At 71.8% G+C, this 15,756-nt stretch carries 15 protein-coding genes; 10 read left to right on the top strand and 5 right to left on the bottom strand.

Going from position 1 to position 15,756, the window contains the following annotated elements; all coding sequences use genetic code 11:
- The first annotated feature begins 10 nt into the window (after window positions 1-10).
- The 3 genes from AB0L33_RS18230 to hutI are packed head-to-tail and all read left to right on the top strand — an operon-like array spanning window position 11 to window position 3,824.
- Window positions 11-1,222 carry an allantoate amidohydrolase gene (locus AB0L33_RS18230; RefSeq protein ID WP_365682577.1) on the top strand — a complete coding sequence of 404 codons (1,212 nt, stop codon included), beginning with the start codon at window positions 11-13 and terminating at the stop codon, window positions 1,220-1,222.
- Window positions 1,213-2,598 (top strand): formimidoylglutamate deiminase, encoded by a 1,386-nt coding sequence (locus tag AB0L33_RS18235; protein ID WP_365682496.1) that lies wholly within the window; start codon window positions 1,213-1,215, stop codon window positions 2,596-2,598. Before AB0L33_RS18230 ends, AB0L33_RS18235 begins: the two co-directional genes overlap by 10 nt.
- Before the next feature lie 53 nt (window positions 2,599-2,651).
- Entirely contained in the window at window positions 2,652-3,824 is a 1,173-nt protein-coding gene (gene hutI / locus AB0L33_RS18240) for an imidazolonepropionase (protein WP_365682497.1), read from the top strand.
- Between the two features lie 91 nt (window positions 3,825-3,915).
- Here the strand turns inward: hutI and AB0L33_RS18245 are convergent, their stop codons facing one another.
- On the bottom strand, window positions 3,916-4,812 hold the full coding sequence (locus AB0L33_RS18245; protein WP_365682499.1) for an RNA polymerase sigma factor SigF: 897 nt from the start codon (window positions 4,810-4,812) through the stop codon (window positions 3,916-3,918).
- 286 nt (window positions 4,813-5,098) lie between these two features.
- Here AB0L33_RS18245 and AB0L33_RS18250 point away from each other — a divergent pair, with 286 nt between their 5' ends.
- Both AB0L33_RS18250 and AB0L33_RS18255 read left to right on the top strand, forming a co-directional pair.
- The gene (locus AB0L33_RS18250) at window positions 5,099-5,467 is read left to right on the top strand and encodes an STAS domain-containing protein (RefSeq protein WP_018104036.1); all 369 of its coding nucleotides are present in this window, start codon (window positions 5,099-5,101) and stop codon (window positions 5,465-5,467) included.
- Between the two features lie 247 nt (window positions 5,468-5,714).
- Window positions 5,715-6,224, top strand: a complete 510-nt coding sequence (locus tag AB0L33_RS18255) for an ATP-binding protein (RefSeq protein ID WP_365682501.1) — start codon at window positions 5,715-5,717, stop codon at window positions 6,222-6,224.
- Between the two features lie 84 nt (window positions 6,225-6,308).
- Here the strand turns inward: AB0L33_RS18255 and AB0L33_RS18260 are convergent, their stop codons facing one another.
- Window positions 6,309-7,805, bottom strand: coding sequence for an oligopeptide:H+ symporter (locus AB0L33_RS18260; protein WP_365682503.1), 1,497 nt, complete (start codon window positions 7,803-7,805; stop codon window positions 6,309-6,311).
- Between the two features lie 424 nt (window positions 7,806-8,229).
- Between AB0L33_RS18260 and AB0L33_RS18265 the strand changes: the two genes are divergently transcribed.
- Window positions 8,230-8,907, top strand: coding sequence for a response regulator transcription factor (locus AB0L33_RS18265; RefSeq protein WP_018104033.1), 678 nt, complete (start codon window positions 8,230-8,232; stop codon window positions 8,905-8,907).
- A gap of 57 nt (window positions 8,908-8,964) precedes the next feature.
- On the top strand, window positions 8,965-10,230 hold the full coding sequence (locus AB0L33_RS18270) for an ATP-binding protein (RefSeq protein ID WP_365682505.1): 1,266 nt from the start codon (window positions 8,965-8,967) through the stop codon (window positions 10,228-10,230).
- Window positions 10,231-10,254: 24 nt separating this feature from the next.
- Here the strand turns inward: AB0L33_RS18270 and AB0L33_RS18275 are convergent, their stop codons facing one another.
- Window positions 10,255-10,776, bottom strand: coding sequence for a GtrA family protein (locus tag AB0L33_RS18275; RefSeq protein WP_365682507.1), 522 nt, complete (start codon window positions 10,774-10,776; stop codon window positions 10,255-10,257).
- 157 nt (window positions 10,777-10,933) lie between these two features.
- Here AB0L33_RS18275 and AB0L33_RS18280 point away from each other — a divergent pair, with 157 nt between their 5' ends.
- From AB0L33_RS18280 to AB0L33_RS18290, 3 genes are read left to right on the top strand one after another with little or no spacing between them, the layout of a single operon-like run.
- Window positions 10,934-12,073, top strand: coding sequence for a 5-(carboxyamino)imidazole ribonucleotide synthase (locus tag AB0L33_RS18280; protein ID WP_365682509.1), 1,140 nt, complete (start codon window positions 10,934-10,936; stop codon window positions 12,071-12,073).
- Window positions 12,070-12,609: a 5-(carboxyamino)imidazole ribonucleotide mutase gene (gene purE, locus AB0L33_RS18285; RefSeq protein ID WP_365682511.1), complete on the top strand. Its 540-nt coding sequence runs from the start codon at window positions 12,070-12,072 to the stop codon at window positions 12,607-12,609. Before AB0L33_RS18280 ends, purE begins: the two co-directional genes overlap by 4 nt.
- A gap of 5 nt (window positions 12,610-12,614) precedes the next feature.
- The gene (locus AB0L33_RS18290; RefSeq protein WP_365682513.1) at window positions 12,615-13,811 is read left to right on the top strand and encodes a dipeptidase; all 1,197 of its coding nucleotides are present in this window, start codon (window positions 12,615-12,617) and stop codon (window positions 13,809-13,811) included.
- Between the two features lie 22 nt (window positions 13,812-13,833).
- On the opposite strand, the gene AB0L33_RS18295 is transcribed toward AB0L33_RS18290, so the two are convergent.
- Both AB0L33_RS18295 and AB0L33_RS18300 read right to left on the bottom strand, forming a co-directional pair.
- The gene (locus AB0L33_RS18295) at window positions 13,834-14,193 is read right to left on the bottom strand and encodes a VOC family protein (protein ID WP_365682515.1); all 360 of its coding nucleotides are present in this window, start codon (window positions 14,191-14,193) and stop codon (window positions 13,834-13,836) included.
- Between the two features lie 53 nt (window positions 14,194-14,246).
- Complete coding sequence (locus AB0L33_RS18300; protein ID WP_365682518.1) at window positions 14,247-15,590, bottom strand: UDP-glucose/GDP-mannose dehydrogenase family protein; 1,344 nt, start codon at window positions 15,588-15,590, stop codon at window positions 14,247-14,249.
- Window positions 15,591-15,756 lie beyond the last annotated feature (166 nt).

The raw sequence follows: 15,756 nt of genomic DNA on the forward strand, positions 1-15,756 counted from the left end.
CTTCCAGACCATGTGGGCCGAGCTGGCCCCCATCGGGCTGCACGCCGCGAGCGGGGGATACCGCCGGTACGCCTGGACCGGGGCCGATTCCGACTGCCGCGAGTGGTTCCGGGCGCAGGCCGAGGCGCGGGGGCTGACGCTCGAGGTCGACCGGAACGGCAACCAGTGGGCCTGGCTCGGGGACCCGCTCGCCGGGGACGCCGTCGTCACCGGCTCGCACCTCGACTCGGTGCCCGACGGCGGCGCCTTCGACGGACCGCTCGGCGTCGTCTCCTCGTTCGCCGCGCTCGATGAACTCCGCCGCAGGGGAGTGGAGTTCACCAAGCCGCTGGCCATCACCAACTTCGGTGACGAGGAAGGCGCCCGGTTCGGCCTCGCCTGCGTCGGCTCCCGGCTCGCCGCCGGGCAGCTGACCGTCGAGGCCGCGCACCGGCTGCGCGACGCGGACGGCGTCACCCTCCCGCAGGCCATGGCCGCCGCCGGCCACGACCCCGACGCCATCGGCCCCGACCCCGAACGGCTCGCCCGGATCGGCGCGTTCGTGGAGCTCCACGTCGAGCAGGGCCGCGCCCTCGACCTCTCCGGCGACCCCGTCGGCATCGCCTCCGCGATCTGGCCGCACGGCCGCTGGCGGTTCGACTTCCGGGGCGAGGCCAACCACGCGGGCACCACCCGCCTCGCCGACCGCCGGGACCCGATGCTCACGTACGCCGAGACCGTCGTCGCCGCGCGGCGGGAGGCGGAACTCGCGGGCGCCCTCGCCACCTTCGGCAAGGTCGCCGTCGAGCCCAACGGGGTCAACGCCATCCCCTCCCTCGTGCGCGGCTGGCTCGACTCGCGCGCCGCCGACCAGGAGACCCTGGACACGGTCGTCGCCGCCGTCGAGCGCGCCGCCCGGGAGCACGCGGAGCGGGCCGGCATCGACCTCGACGTCGTCCGCGAGTCGTTCACGCCCGTGGTCGAGTTCCGGCACGCCCTGCGCGACGAACTCGCCACCCTGCTCAAGGGCTCCGGCCGCGGCACCGGGCGCCCGGTCCCCGTGCTCGGCACCGGCGCCGGACACGACGCGGGTATTTTGTCCGCTTCGGTCCCGACCGCCATGCTGTTCGTACGGAACCCGACCGGGATCTCGCACTCGCCGGCCGAACACGCCGCCGAGGACGACTGCGCGGCCGGGGTCACCGCACTCGCCGACGTACTGGAAGGTCTCGCGTGCCGCTGACGACGGAGGCGACGGGCACACCCGTCACCGAGACGTACTGGCTCTCCCACGCCTGGCTCGGCACCCATGTCGAGCCGGGCGTCGCCCTGGACGTGTCCGACGGGCGGATCGCCCGCGTACGCACCGGGGTGGACGCGGCGCCGCCCGGCGCCACCGCGCTGCGCGGGCTCACCCTGCCGGGCCTGGCCAACGCCCACTCGCACGCCTTCCACCGCGCCCTGCGCTCCACCGTCCAGGTCGGCTCGGGCACCTTCTGGACCTGGCGCGAGACCATGTACCAGGTCGCGTCCCGGCTCACGCCCGACAGCTACTACGCGCTCGCCCGCGCCGTGTACGCGGAGATGGCGCTCGCCGGCATCACGGCGGTCGGCGAATTCCACTATCTGCACCACGCGCCCGGCGGCACGCCCTACGACAACCCCAACGCCATGGGCGAGGCGCTGATCGCGGCCGCCCGCGCGGCCGGCATCCGGATCACCCTGCTCGACACCGCCTACCTCTCCGCGGGATTCGGCTCCGGGCCCGACGACTACCGCGAACCCGACCGCCACCAGGCGCGCTTCAGCGACGGGACCGCCGACGCCTGGGCCGAACGCGCCGCCCTCCTCAAGGGCGACGACCACACGGTCATCGGCGCCGCCGTCCACTCCGTGCGGGCGGTCCCGGCCGGCCAGCTCTCCACCGTGGCCCGCTGGGCCGAGGAACGGCAGGCCCCCCTGCACGTCCACCTCTCCGAGCAGACGGCCGAGAACGACGCCTGCCTCGCCGCCCACGGGCGCACCCCGGCCCGGCTCCTGGCCGACCACGGCGTCCTCGGACTCCGCACCACCGGTGTCCACAACACCCACCTCACCGACGAGGACATCGCCCTCATCGGCTCGACCGGCACCGGCACCTGCATGTGCCCGACCACCGAACGCGACCTCGCCGACGGCATCGGCCCCGCGGCCGCCCTCCAGCACGCCGGCTCCCCGCTCTCGCTCGGCAGCGACAGCCACGCGGTGATCGACCTCTTCGAGGAGGCCCGCGCGATGGAGCTCGACGAGCGCCTGCGCACCCGCAGGCGCGGCCACTGGACGGCAGCCGCCCTGCTGCGCGCCGCCTCGGCCGACGGCCACGCCGCGCTCGGCCGGCCCGAAGCCGGCGTCCTCGAAGCCGGCGCCCCCGCCGACCTGGTGACGGTCGCGCTGGACTCCGTCAGGACAGCGGGGCCGGTGCCGCGGCTGGCGGCGGAGACCGCCGTATTCGCCGCCTCGGCGGCGGACGTCCGCCACACCGTGGTGGCGGGGCGCCACCTCGTACGCGACGGACGGCACACGCTGGTGGACGACGTCCCGCAAGCGCTCGCGCAGGCCATCGGCGCGCTGCGGCACTGAGCGGCGTCCCGGCGAACACCCCCCGGCTCCCACGCAAGGAGAGCAGTCCCCCGATGACGACGACCGCCATCACCCACATCTCCGCACTGGTCACCAACGACCCCTCCCTCGGCGACGAGTCCCCCCTCGGGCTGGTCCAGGACGCCGCCGTCGTCATCGAGGGCGACCGCGTCGTCTGGACCGGTGAATCCAGCAAAGCACCCGCCACTGACAACGCCGTCGACGCGGGCGGCCGGGCCGTGATCCCCGGCTTCGTGGACTCCCACTCCCACCTGGTCTTCGCGGGCGACCGCACCCAGGAGTTCAACGCCCGGATGTCCGGCCGCCCCTACAGCGCGGGCGGCATCCGCACCACCGTCGCCGCCACCCGCGCCGCCACCGACGAGGAGCTCTCCGCCAACGTCGCCCGCTACCTCGCCGAGGCGCTGCGTCAGGGCACCACCACCTTCGAGACCAAGTCCGGCTACGGCCTCACCGTCGAGGACGAGGCCCGCGCCCTGCGCATCGCCGCCCGCCACACCGACGAGGTCACCTTCCTCGGCGCCCACATCGTCTCCCCGGACTACGCCGACGACCCCGCCGGATACGTGGACCTGGTCACCGGACCGATGCTCGACGCCTGCGCCCCGTACGCCCGCTGGATCGACGTCTTCTGCGAGCGCGGCGCCTTCGACGGCGACCAGGCGCGGGCGATCCTCACCGCGGGCCGGGCCCGGGGCCTGCACCCCCGGGTCCACGCCAACCAGCTCGGCCACGGCCCCGGCGTCCAGCTGGCCGTGGAGCTCGACGCCGCGTCCGCCGACCACTGCACCCACCTCACCGACGCGGACGTCGATGCCCTGGCCCAGTCGGACACCGTCGCGACGCTGCTGCCGGGCGCCGAGTTCTCCACCCGCGCCACCTGGCCGGACGCCCGCCGGCTGCTCGACGCGGGCGCCACCCTCGCCCTGTCCACGGACTGCAACCCGGGCTCCTCGTTCACCTCGTCCCTGCCGTTCTGCGTCGCCCTCGCCGTGCGGGACATGGGCATGACCCCGGACGAGGCCCTGTGGTCCGCCACGGCGGGCGGTGCGGCGGCCCTGCGGCGCGACGACATCGGCCGCCTCGCCCCGGGCGCCCGCGCCGACCTGGTGGTCCTGGACGCGCCCAGCCACGTCCACCTCGCGTACCGGCCGGGCGTGCCGCTCGTGCACGAGGTGTGGCGAGCGGGCGCCCGCGTGGTCTGACGCCCGGCCGGCGCCCCCGGAAAGCGGAAGGACCTGCCCCGTCCGGGGCAGGTCCTTTCCGGCTGTCCGCGCACACGGCGCGGGAAGCGTCTCACTCGTCCAGCGTCAGGCCCTTGCGGAGCTTGACCAGGGTGCGCGAGAGCAGTCTCGACACGTGCATCTGGGAGATGCCCAGCTCCTCGCCGATCTCCGACTGCGTCATGTTGGCGACGAAGCGGAGCGAGAGGATCTGCCGGTCGCGGCCGGGCAGCGAGGCGATGAGCGGCTTCAGGGACTCGATGTACTCGATGCCTTCGAGCCCGTGGTCCTCGTAGCCGATCCGGTCGGCCAGCGCGCCCTCGTGCTCCTCCTCCTCGGGCTTGGCGTCGAGCGAGCTCGCGGTGTACGCGTTGCTCGCGGCCATGCCCTCCACGACCTCGTCACGGGTGAGGCCGAGGCGGTCGGCGAGCTCGCCCACGGTGGGCGCCCTGTCGAGCTGCTGGGCGAGCTCGTCGCCCGCCTTGGCCAGGTCGAGCCGCAGCTCCTGCAGGCGGCGCGGGACGCGCACGGACCAGCTGGTGTCGCGGAAGAAGCGCTTGATCTCGCCGACGATGGTCGGCATCGCGAAGGTCGGGAACTCGACGCCCCGGCTGAGCTCGAAGCGGTCGATCGCCTTGATCAGGCCGATCGTGCCGACCTGGACGATGTCCTCCATCGGCTCGCTGCGGGAGCGGAAGCGGGACGCGGCGAACTTGACCAGGGCCAGGTTCAGCTCGACGAGGGTGTTGCGTACGTAGGAGTACTCCGGCGTGCCCTCTTCGAGGGTCTCCAGCCGGGCGAAGAGCGTCTTCGACAGGGCCCTGGCGTCCAGCGCCCCCACCTCGGTGTAGGGCGGGATCTCGGGCAGTCCTTCGAGTCCGTCGAACTCTTCGGTGTGTGATTCGGTCAGTCCCTGAGGACATGCCGACGGCGCGTTGTGGGTACGCGGTACGTCGAGCCGGGGTGACATGTGGTCTCCTCCATCGTTCTCGGCATATGGCTGCCGATGCCCATACGTGTTCCTGCGGTGAAGCGGCGCCTCCGAAGCCGGTCGCGTTTTTTGGGGTCCCTCTACCCTTACCCGTTCGTCATGACTCGGTACAACCTCCAATTGCCCGCCTATGTCCGCTTTGTTGAGGTCTCTGGCTACCGCGTGGCGCAGGGAACGCGTACTGTTCCAAGAACATCAGTGACAGCTGTGCACGCATCCGCAGTGCGGTGATGCGGACAGTGACGAGCGGTGAAGAGGGACGGGCATGGACCGCGGGACGGTCGGCAGTGCGAACCGGGGTCGGCTTCAGGTCGAGGTCCGGACCGAGGGGCGCAGCGAGGTGGTGACGCCCGTGGGTGAGCTCGACCACCACACGGCGGATCTGCTGCGCGAGCCGCTGGAGAGCGCGGTCGAACAGGGGCGTGCGCGCCTGGTGGTCGACTGCTCGCGACTCGACTTCTGTGATTCCACCGGGCTGAACGTCCTGCTCGGTGCCCGCCTGAAGGCGGAGGCAGCCGGGGGAGGGGTTCATTTGGCCGCGATGCAGCCCGTGGTGGCGCGGGTCTTCGAGATCACGGGGGCCGAGGCGGTATTCACCGTCCACGCCTCCCTCGCCGAGGCCCTGGAGACCTGACCGGACCCCGCTCCGGCGTCCCCGGCCGCCGCGTGGGTTACGCGATCCGCGAAGCGGTAAGGGGTGTCGTCGCGGTTCGGCCGGGCAGGAGATCTTCCGGCGAGCCCGGGCGGTCCGGGCCCCCGCGCCCGTGCGGTTCCTGTATCAGTGTCCGTACCGGTAGTCGTATCGGTATGCGTAGTCGTATCTGTTCAATGGTTCGTGTCCCTCCAAGGGCGACATGGTGAATCGGTGAGGTGAAGCGCTGATGAGCACCACCCGGCAGCATCCGCCGGGCGACCTCGGCCGCGAGCCGGAGGGCGCGGGCGTTTCCTCCGCCGAGCCCGTCCGGCCGGCCGAGGCCGCCGAGCGGCAGTGGCGCACGCTGTCGTTGCGGGAGGCCACCGGCATCGTGCCGACGGCCCGTGATTTCGCCCGCCAGGCACTCCAGGACTGGGGCTGGCTCCCCGCGTCGACCGCCGACCGCCGCGCCGCCGCGGAGGACGTCCTGCTGGTCGTCTCCGAGCTGGTCACCAACGCGTGCCTGCACGCGGGCGGCCCCGAGGAGCTCCGGATCGCCCGCAGCGCCAAGGCGCTCCGCGTGGAGGTCGCCGACGGTGGCGCGGGCCAGCCAGCGCCGCGCACCCCGCACCGGGCCGGGCGGCCCGGCGGCCACGGCATGTTCATCGTCCAGCGGCTCTGCCTGGACTGGGGGGTCGTACGGGTGCCGGGTGAGCCCGGAAAGACCGTGTGGGCGGAGCTGGCCGCTCCGGCGTAACGGGGCACCGGGCATACGGAAGGGGCCGCCGCACCGATTCGTCGGTGCGGCGGCCCCTTCCGTATGCCCGTACGGGCTACGGGATCAGTGCACGTCGCCCATGTGCTGGGAGACCTTCTTGCGGTACATCCAGATGCCCACACCGGCGATGACCGCGAGGACCGCCTCGAAGGCGACCGCTCCCGTGGTGTCCAGGTCGACCCCGATCGCCGGCGCCGTCAGCAGACCGGTCAGGGAGTCGCCCGCGGTGACCGCGAGGAACCACACGCCCATCATCTGCGAGCTGTACTTCGCCGGGGCCATCTTCGTGGTCACCGACAGGCCGACCGGCGAGAGGCACAGCTCCGCGACGGTCTGGATGAAGTAGATCGCCACCAGCCACATGGGGCTGACCCGGCCGCCGTTGTTGGCGGTGTCGATCAGCGGGATCAGGAAGACGACGAAGGAGATGCCGATCAGCACGAGGCTGGAGGCGAACTTGACGGCGGTGCTCGGCTCCTTGCCGCGCCTGTTCAGCCACAGCCAGCCCGAGGCGACCACGGGGGCGATCGCCATGATGAAGATCGGGTTCAGCGACTGGTACCAGGACGTCGGGAAGTCGAAGCCCAGCAGGTGGTTCGTGGTCGAGTTCTCGCCGAAGATCGACAGGGTCGAGCCGTTCTGGTCGTAGATCATCCAGAAGACGGCGGCGACCACGAAGAACCAGATGTAGCCCGACAGCTTGGACTGCTCGGTCGACGTCAGCTCCTTGTCGCGCTTCATGCGCACTAGGACCGCGACCGGAATGACCAGACCGGCGATGCTCAGCGGCACCGTGGCCCAGTCGGCGAAGTTGCCCGTGACGGCCATCAGGCCGTACACGACCGCGGCGACGACCAGCCAGATCAGGCCCTTGCGCAGGGCGGACTGCTTCTCCTGCTCGGTGGCGGGCGTCGAGACGACGTCGCTCTGCGGGCTGAGGTGGCGGGTGCCGAGCATGAACTGGGCGAGACCCAGGGCCATGCCGAGCGCGGCGAGCGCGAAGCCGAAGTGCCAGTTGACGTTCTCACCGACGGTGCCGATCGTCAGCGGGGCGAGGAAGGCGCCCACGTTGATGCCGATGTAGAAGAGCGTGAAGCCACCGTCGCGGCGCGGGTCCTCCGGGCCGTCGTAGAGGTGGCCGACCATCGTGGAGATGTTCGCCTTCAGCAGCCCGGACCCGAGCGCCACGAGCACCAGGCCCGCGAAGAAGGTCACCGCGTTCGGCACGGCGAGCGTGATGTGGCCGAGGATGACGACGGCGCCGCCGATGGCAACCGTCCTGCGCGGCCCCCAGAAGCGGTCGGCCATCCAGCCGCCGGGCATGGCGAGCAGGTAGACCATCGCCATGTAGACCGAGTAGATCGCCGTCGCCGTGGTGGCGTTCATGTGCATGCCGCCGGGCGCGATCAGGTACAGCGGGAGCAGTGCCTTCATGCCGTAGAAGCTGTAGCGCTCCCACATCTCGGTCATGAAGAGCGTGGCCAGGCCCCGGGGGTGGCCGAAGAAGGTCTTCTCGCCACCAGCGGTGCTCGACGGGTCCTTCGTCAGGCTGGACGCCATGATCGATCCTTGTGTGCTCGGGACGCGACGCCTCGTCGAGGCGGGTACGCGCCCGGTGGGGGGAGGCCGGCACCGCCGCGGGTACGCCCTTCCGCGACGGGATCCACACCCGGAGCGCCGTCATCGGCGGTCCGGGCCCGGCCCACAGGTCATTCACTGAACTTCCGGGCCGACGGGTACCGGCCCCGCACACAGAAGAGACCCTTGGTGCTCAGAGCTGCCCAAGGGTCCTTGAGTAGTGCAATAGGCGTTGAGACACCATACGACACGACAGAGCCCGATATGAAAGGACTTGAGACATGGATCACAGGTCCGGGGGCAACCACACTCGCATATTCGAAGGTCTTCCCCGTAACGGTGCCCAGTCCCGCAGGGCTCTCGGATCGCCTCCCTAGCTGTCCGCCGCGCGGACTACCATCAGTGCATGACCCGTGTACTGCTCGCCGAGGACGACGCATCCATCTCGGAGCCGCTGGCCCGCGCCCTGCGGCGGGAGGGTTACGAGGTCGAGGTGCGGGAAGACGGACCGACCGCGCTCGACGCCGGACTCCAGGGTGGAATCGACCTGGTCGTGCTCGACCTGGGACTGCCCGGGATGGACGGCCTCGAAGTCGCCCGCCGGCTGCGTGCCGAGGGTCACACCGTGCCGGTCCTGGTCCTGACCGCCCGCGCGGACGAGGTGGACACGGTCGTCGGGCTCGACGCGGGCGCCGACGACTACGTCACCAAGCCCTTCCGCCTCGCCGAACTCCTCGCCCGGGTCCGCGCCCTGCTGCGGCGCGGCGCCACCGAGCCCGCCCCCCAGCCCGCCACGCACGGCGTCCGCATCGACGTCGAGTCGCACCGGGCCTGGATGGGCGAGGAGGAGCTGCAGCTCACCGCGAAGGAGTTCGACCTCCTTCGGGTCCTCGTCCGGGACGCGGGCCGGGTCGTCACCCGCGACCAGCTGATGCGCGAGGTCTGGGACACCACGTGGTGGTCGTCCACCAAGACGCTCGACATGCACATCTCCTGGCTCCGCAAGAAGCTCGGCGACGACGCGGCCAACCCGCGCTACATCGCCACGGTCCGGGGCGTCGGCTTCCGCTTCGAGAAGAGCTAGGAACTGTAGCGTCCTGTCCGACCGATCGCCCGAGCCGACTGACGTACAGAAGCAGGCATGCGCCGACGACTGATCAATTCGACCCTCGCCGTCGTGCTCGTGGTGATCGCCGTCTTCGGCGTCTCCCTCGTCATCGTCGAGACCCGCACCATCAGCAGCAGCGCCCAGGAGAGCGTCGACTCCGAGGCCCTGCGGCTGATCAGCGTCATCGAGAGCCGCCTCCTGGGCTCCGAGCGGATCAACCCCGCCGTGCTGGCCGAGCAGATCGACGACAAGCGCTACGCCCTGGTCAAGATGCCCGGACGCGCCCCCATCGAGGTCGGCAAGCGCCCCGGCGGCCGTGTGATCACCGCCACGGAGACGGGCGAGCACGGCGAGACGGTCACCGTCGAGGAGTCCCGCTCCGCCGTCACCCGCGAGGTCGGCCGCACGCTGATGATCATCGGTGCGGTGGCGCTGCTCGCCATCGTCTCCGCCGTCCTCCTCGCCGTACGCCAGGCCGACAAGCTGGCCTCGCCGCTCACCGACCTCGCGGAGACCGCGGAACGCCTCGGCTCCGGCGACCCCCGCCCGCGCCACAAGCGGTACGGGGTGCCCGAGCTGGACCGCGTCGCCGACGTCCTGGACGCCTCCGCCGAGCGGATCGCCCGGATGCTCACGGCCGAACGCCGGCTCGCCGCCGACGCCTCCCACCAGCTGCGCACGCCGCTCACGGCCCTGTCCATGCGGATCGAGGAGATCTCGCTGACCGACGACCCGGAGACCGTGAAGGAGGAGGCGCACATCGCCCTCGCCCAGGTCGAACGGCTCACGGACGTGGTGGAGCGGCTGCTGACCAACGCCCGGGACCCCCGGACCGGCTCGGCGGTCGTCTTCGACCTGGACGAGGTCGTCAAGCAGCAGATCGAGGAGTGGCGCCCGGCCTACCGGGGCGAGGGACGCGCCATCGTCTGCTCCGGCAAACAGGGCCTGAGCGCGGTCGGCACCCCGGGCGCGGTCGCCCAGGTCCTGGCCGCGCTGATCGAGAACTCGCTCATGCACGGCGGCGGTACGGTCGCGCTGCGCACGAGGGTCACCGGAAACCAGGCGGTCATCGAGGTCACGGACGAGGGCCCCGGCGTCCCGGCGGACCTGGGCGCCCGGATCTTCGAGCGGACCATCAGCGGCCGCAACTCCACGGGCATCGGCCTCGCGGTCGCCCGCGACCTCGCCGAGGCGGACGGCGGCCGCCTGGAACTCCTCCAGCAGCAGCCCCCGGTCTTCGCCCTCTTCCTGAGCCGCACGGCCCAGTCGAGAGAGGAACCGGAACGCCCGGTGCGGTGAGCTGAAGACCTCCGCCCTGGCGCGCTACCGGCGCGCCGGGTCCACCTCGACCCGCACCGCGGGCGCGGGCACGGTCACGAGGGCCCCTTTGTCGGCAACGCCCTCCGAAGGCGCGGGGAGCGCCTTGAAGACCCACGTCCGGTACGACCAGAAGCGGAACAGCGTCGCGACGCCGATCCCGACGATCTTGAAGACATTGCTCTGGACCGGGGTGTCCCAGCCGAACCCGTACGTCGCCACGTACAGCACGCCGGTCTCGATCACCGCCCCCACCGCGCTGAACAGCAGGAACAGGGTCAGCTCGCGGGTGCGGCCGGTCTTGTCGCGGTCGCGGTACGTCCAGTAGCGGAAGCCGACGTAATTGCAGAGGATCGCGACGAACGTGGCGAGCAGCCCGGCCCGCACCGTCGGGATCTCCGTGTAGCGCCACAGCAGGTTGGACACGGCGATGTTCACGACCAGGCCGACCGCGCCGACCACGCCGAACTTGGCGACCTCCCGGGCCAGCAGCTCCAGCCGGGCCCGCAGTGCGCCTCGCTCGCTCATGTGATCGCTCAGTCCGTCCGTAGGTCCCGCTCCGCGTTCCGTCAACCCGGCCATGCTAACCAGGACACCCGCCGGACGCCTGTGCGTAAGGGAACGTGTGTGGCCGCCCACGCCCCCGCCCACGGGCGTGGGCAGGCGGTGCGGATACCCTGGGAGCGTGACGTTCCCGGTAGTCGGCATGGTCGGTGGCGGTCAGCTCGCCCGTATGACCCACGAGGCGGGCATCCCCCTCGGCATCAAGTTCAAGCTCCTCAGCGACACCGCTCAGGACTCCGCGGCCCAGGTGGCGGGTGAGGTCGTCGTGGGCGACTACCGCGACCTGGAGACGCTGCGGGCCTTCGCGCGCGGCTGTGACGTGATCACCTTCGATCACGAGCACGTGCCCACCGAGCACCTGCGGGCCCTGGAGGCGGACGGCATCCCCGTGCGCCCCGGCCCCGACGCCCTGGTGCACGCCCAGGACAAGGGGGTGATGCGCGCGAAGCTCACCGAGATCGGCGCGCCCTGCCCCCGCCACCGCATCGTGGAGGACGCGGCCGATGTCGTGGCCTTCGCCGAGGAGGGCGGTGGCTTCCCGGTCGTCCTCAAGACCGTGCGCGGCGGCTACGACGGCAAGGGCGTCTGGGTGGTCCGCTCCGAGGCGGACGCGGCCGAGCCGTTCCGGGCCGGTGTCCCGGTGCTCGCGGAGGAGAAGGTCGACTTCGTACGGGAGCTGGCGGCCAACATCGTCCGTTCGCCGCACGGCCAGGCCGTCGCCTACCCGGTGGTCGAGTCGATCCAGGTCGACGGCGTCTGCGACACGGTCATCGCCCCGGCACCCGAGCTGGACGAGGCACTGGCGGGCGAGGCCCAGCAGCTCGCGCTGCGCATCGCCTCCGAGCTGGGCGTCGTCGGGCACCTCGCGGTCGAGCTGTTCGAGACGCGTGACGGCCGCATCCTGGTCAACGAGCTGGCCATGCGCCCGCACAACTCCGGCCACTGGACCATGGACGGCGCGATCACCTCGCAGTTCGCCAACCACGTCCGGGCGGTCCTCGACCTCCCCCTCGGCGACCCGCGCCCCCGCGCCCCCTGGACGGTCATGTGCAACGTCCTCGGCGGCGACTACCCGGACATGTACCAGGGCTACCTGCACTGCATGGCGCGCGACCCGCAGCTCAAGATCCACATGTACGGAAAGGACGTGAAGCCCGGCCGCAAGGTCGGACACGTCAACACCTACGGCGACGATCTGGCGGACGTGCGCGAGCGCGCCCGGCACGCGGCCGACTACCTGCGAGGAACGATCACCGAATGACATCCCCCGCCTCCGCCGCACCGGTCGTCGGCATCGTCATGGGCTCGGACTCCGACTGGCCCGTCATGGAAGCGGCGGCCAAGGCCCTGGACGAGTTCGGCATCCCGTACGAGGTCGACGTCGTCTCCGCCCACCGCATGCCCCGCGAGATGATCGCGTACGGCGAGAACGCGGCGGGCCGCGGCCTCAGGGCGATCATCGCGGGCGCGGGCGGCGCCGCCCACCTGCCCGGCATGCTCGCCTCGGTCACCCCGCTGCCGGTCATCGGCGTGCCGGTCCCGCTGAAGTACCTGGACGGCATGGACAGCCTGATGTCCATCGTCCAGATGCCCGCGGGCATCCCCGTCGCCACGGTCTCCATCGCCGGCGCGCGCAACGCCGGACTGCTGGCCGTCCGCATCCTGGCCGCCTCCGACCCCGAGCTCCAGGGCCGGATGACGGAGTTCCTGGGCGACCTCAACGACCAGGCGACCGAGAAGGGCAAGCGGCTGCGCCAGAAGGCGGCGGGCGCGGAGTCCTTCGGCTTCGGGAAGTAGGCACCATGACGGACCGACTGGACCGGGCCAGGGAACTCCTCGCCGAGTACCCCGTGGTCGACGGCCACAACGACCTGCCGTGGGCGCTGCGCGAACAGGTCGGCTACGACCTGGCCGTACGCGACATCGCCACCGACCAGTCGGCCCACCTGCACACCGACATCCCCCGGCTCCGCGCCGGGGGCGTCGGCGCCCAGTTCTGGTCCGTCTACGTGCGCTCCGACCTCGCGGGCGACGCCGCCGTCAGCGCGACGCTGGAACAGATCGACGTCGTCGCCGAGCTCCTGGAGCGCTATCCGGCCGACCTCCGGCGCGCCCTGACCGCCGACGACATGGAGGCCGCCCGCGCCGAGGGCCGGATCGCATCCCTGATGGGTGCCGAGGGCGGCCACTCCATCGCCAACTCGCTGGGCACCCTGCGCGGACTGCACGCGCTGGGCGTCCGCTACATGACGCTCACGCACAACGACAACATCGCCTGGGCGGACTCCGCGACCGACGAGCCGGGTGTGGGCGGCCTCTCGCCGTTCGGCCACGAGGTCGTCCGCGAGATGAACCGCACCGGCATGCTGGTCGACCTCTCGCACGTCGCGGCGACGACCATGCGGGACGCGCTCGCCACCTCCGTCGCGCCGGTGATGTTCTCGCACTCCTCGTCGCGCGCCGTCTGCGACCACCCGCGCAACATCCCCGACGACGTCCTCGCACAACTCCCGGCGAACGGCGGCATCGCCATGGCCACCTTCGTGCCGAAGTTCGTCCTTCCGGAGGCCGTCGCCTGGACCCGGGCCGCCGACGAGAACCTGCGCGCGCACGGGCTGCACCACCTGGACACCACCGAGCGCGCGATGAAGCTGCACGCCGCGTTCGAGGCGGCGAACCCGCGCCCGACCGCCACCGTGGCCACCATCGCCGACCACCTCGACCACATGCGCGAGGTCGCGGGCGTCGACCACATCGGCATCGGCGGCGACTACGACGGCACCGCGTTCCTCCCGCAGGGCCTGGAGAGCGTCGCCGGCTACCCGAAACTGATCGCGGAGCTGCTGGGCCGGGGCTGGTCCGCCGCCGACCTGGCCAAGCTCACCTGGCAGAACGCCGTACGGGTGCTGCGCGCCGCCGAGGACGTGGCGCGGGACCTGCGCGCCCGGCGCGGCCCGTCGCACGCCACGATCGAACAGCTGGACGCCCCGGCGGCCTGAGCCACCGGGGCGCCCGCACCGATCAGCCGGCGCAGAGACAGAACGGGTGCCCCGCCGGGTCCGCGTAGACCCGGAAGGTGCGCTCCCGGTCGTCCGCCTCCAGCACCGTCGCACCCAGCGCCAGCACCTCGCGCTCGGCCGCGTCCAGATCGGCCACGGTGAGGTCCAGGTGGAACTGCTGCGAGGCGGCGGCGCTCGGCCACTTCGGCGGTACGAAGCCGGGCGCGGCCTGGAAGGCGAGCGGGGCGCCCGCACCCCCGTTGAGCTCCACCCAGTCCTCCTGCTGCTCGACCTTCCCGCCGATCAGCGCCGCGTAGAAGTTCGCCAGGGCGACGGGATCGGGGCAGTCCAGGACGACGGCACCCACTGCGGCCAGGGCCATGTTGTCTCCTCCTCGGGCAGAGCACGGACAGGCCGTACCAGTGTGCGCCGGGATCAGGCCGTGGGGCGGCCCATCGCGCGGTAGGTCCAGCCGGCCTCGCGCCACGCGACGGGGTCGAGCGCGTTGCGCCCGTCGAGGATGATCCGGTGGCCCGCGACCGCGCCCAGCGCCTCCGCGTCCAGGTCGCGGAACTCGCGCCACTCCGTCAGGTGCAGGACGACGTCCGCGCCGCGCACCGCGTCGAGCGCGCTCTCCGCGTAACCGAGGGTGGGGAAGACGCGGCGGGCGTTCTCCATGCCCTTCGGGTCGAAGACGGTGACCTGGCCGCCCTGGAGGTGGATCTGGCCGGCCACGTTGAGCGCGGGCGAGTCGCGTACGTCGTCCGAGTCCGGCTTGAACGTGGCGCCGAGCACCGCGACCCGCTTGCCGAGGAAGGAACCGCCGCCCACGGCCTCGCGGGCCAGCTCGACCATGTGGCCCCGGCGGCGCATGTTGATCGAGTCGACCTCGCGCAGGAACGTCAGCGCCTGGTCGGCGCCCAGCTCACCGGCGCGGGCCATGAAGGCGCGGATGTCCTTGGGCAGGCAGCCGCCGCCGAAGCCGATGCCGGCCCGCAGGAACTTCTTCCCGATGCGCTCGTCGTGGCCGATCGCCTCGGCCAGCTTCGCCACGTCGCCGTCGGCGGCCTCGCAGACCTCGGCCATCGCGTTGATGAACGAGATCTTGGTGGCCAGGAAGGAGTTGGCGGCCGTCTTCACCAGTTCGGCGGTCGGGTAGTCCGTCACGACGAACGGGGAGCCCTCGGCGACCGGGACGGCGTACACCTCGCGCAGCACCTTCTCGGCCCGCTCGCTCGTCACGCCGACGACGATCCGGTCCGGGTGCAGGGTGTCGTCCACCGCGAAGCCCTCGCGCAGGAACTCCGGGTTCCAGGCCAGCTCCGCGTCGGCGCCCGCGGGGGCCAGCTCCGCGAGGCGGGCGGCGAGGCGGGCGGCGGAGCCGACGGGCACGGTGGACTTGCCGACGACCAGGGCGGGGCGGGTGAGCAGCGGCGCCAGCGAGTCGAAGGCGGACTCGACGTAGGACATGTCACAGGCGTACTCGCCGTGCTTCTGCGGAGTGTTGGTGCACACGAAGTGCACGTCGCCGAAGTCAGCCACCTCCTCCCAGGAGGTGGTGAACCGCAGCCGCCCGGTGGCCCCCTCGATGCCCGCGACGTGCCGCTGGAGCATCTCCTCCAGTCCCGGTTCGTACATCGGGACCCGGCCCGCCGACAGCATCTCGATCTTCTCCGGCACGACATCGAGGCCCAGCACCTCGAAGCCGAGCTCCGCCATGGCCGCGGCGTGCGTGGCGCCCAGATAGCCGGTGCCGATCACGGTGATCCTGAGGGCCATGAAGTGCTCCTGTGAGATGCGGACAGAGATGCGGTGCACGAGCATAGTCCCGCTCGTGAAACCTCCCATTTCCGGCTGTCGCGCAGCTCACGGCCCGAGCGCGTATGCCGGGGGAGGGTCGAACACCTAAAATTGGGTTACTTAACGGTAGTTAGCACCCTGGGGA

It is taken from the genome of Streptomyces sp. NPDC052299 (genome assembly GCF_040679335.1).
Lineage (GTDB): Bacteria > Actinomycetota > Actinomycetes > Streptomycetales > Streptomycetaceae > Streptomyces.

Bases quoted from the DNA above. Each gene is read 5' to 3' on its own strand.
- AB0L33_RS18245 (WP_365682499.1), bottom strand. From the start codon at position 4,812: ATGTCACCCCGGCTCGACGTACCGCGTACCCACAACGCGCCGTCGGCA.
- AB0L33_RS18230 (WP_365682577.1), top strand. From the start codon at position 11: ATGTGGGCCGAGCTGGCCCCCATCGGGCTGCACGCCGCGAGCGGGGGA.
- AB0L33_RS18270 (WP_365682505.1), top strand. From the start codon at position 8,965: ATGCGCCGACGACTGATCAATTCGACCCTCGCCGTCGTGCTCGTGGTG.
- AB0L33_RS18255 (WP_365682501.1), top strand. From the start codon at position 5,715: ATGAGCACCACCCGGCAGCATCCGCCGGGCGACCTCGGCCGCGAGCCG.
- AB0L33_RS18250 (WP_018104036.1), top strand. From the start codon at position 5,099: ATGGACCGCGGGACGGTCGGCAGTGCGAACCGGGGTCGGCTTCAGGTC.
- hutI (WP_365682497.1), top strand. From the start codon at position 2,652: ATGACGACGACCGCCATCACCCACATCTCCGCACTGGTCACCAACGAC.
- AB0L33_RS18300 (WP_365682518.1), bottom strand. From the start codon at position 15,590: ATGGCCCTCAGGATCACCGTGATCGGCACCGGCTATCTGGGCGCCACG.
- AB0L33_RS18260 (WP_365682503.1), bottom strand. From the start codon at position 7,805: ATGGCGTCCAGCCTGACGAAGGACCCGTCGAGCACCGCTGGTGGCGAG.
- AB0L33_RS18265 (WP_018104033.1), top strand. From the start codon at position 8,230: ATGACCCGTGTACTGCTCGCCGAGGACGACGCATCCATCTCGGAGCCG.
- AB0L33_RS18275 (WP_365682507.1), bottom strand. From the start codon at position 10,776: ATGAGCGAGCGAGGCGCACTGCGGGCCCGGCTGGAGCTGCTGGCCCGG.
- AB0L33_RS18290 (WP_365682513.1), top strand. From the start codon at position 12,615: ATGACGGACCGACTGGACCGGGCCAGGGAACTCCTCGCCGAGTACCCC.
- purE (WP_365682511.1), top strand. From the start codon at position 12,070: ATGACATCCCCCGCCTCCGCCGCACCGGTCGTCGGCATCGTCATGGGC.
- AB0L33_RS18295 (WP_365682515.1), bottom strand. From the start codon at position 14,193: ATGGCCCTGGCCGCAGTGGGTGCCGTCGTCCTGGACTGCCCCGATCCC.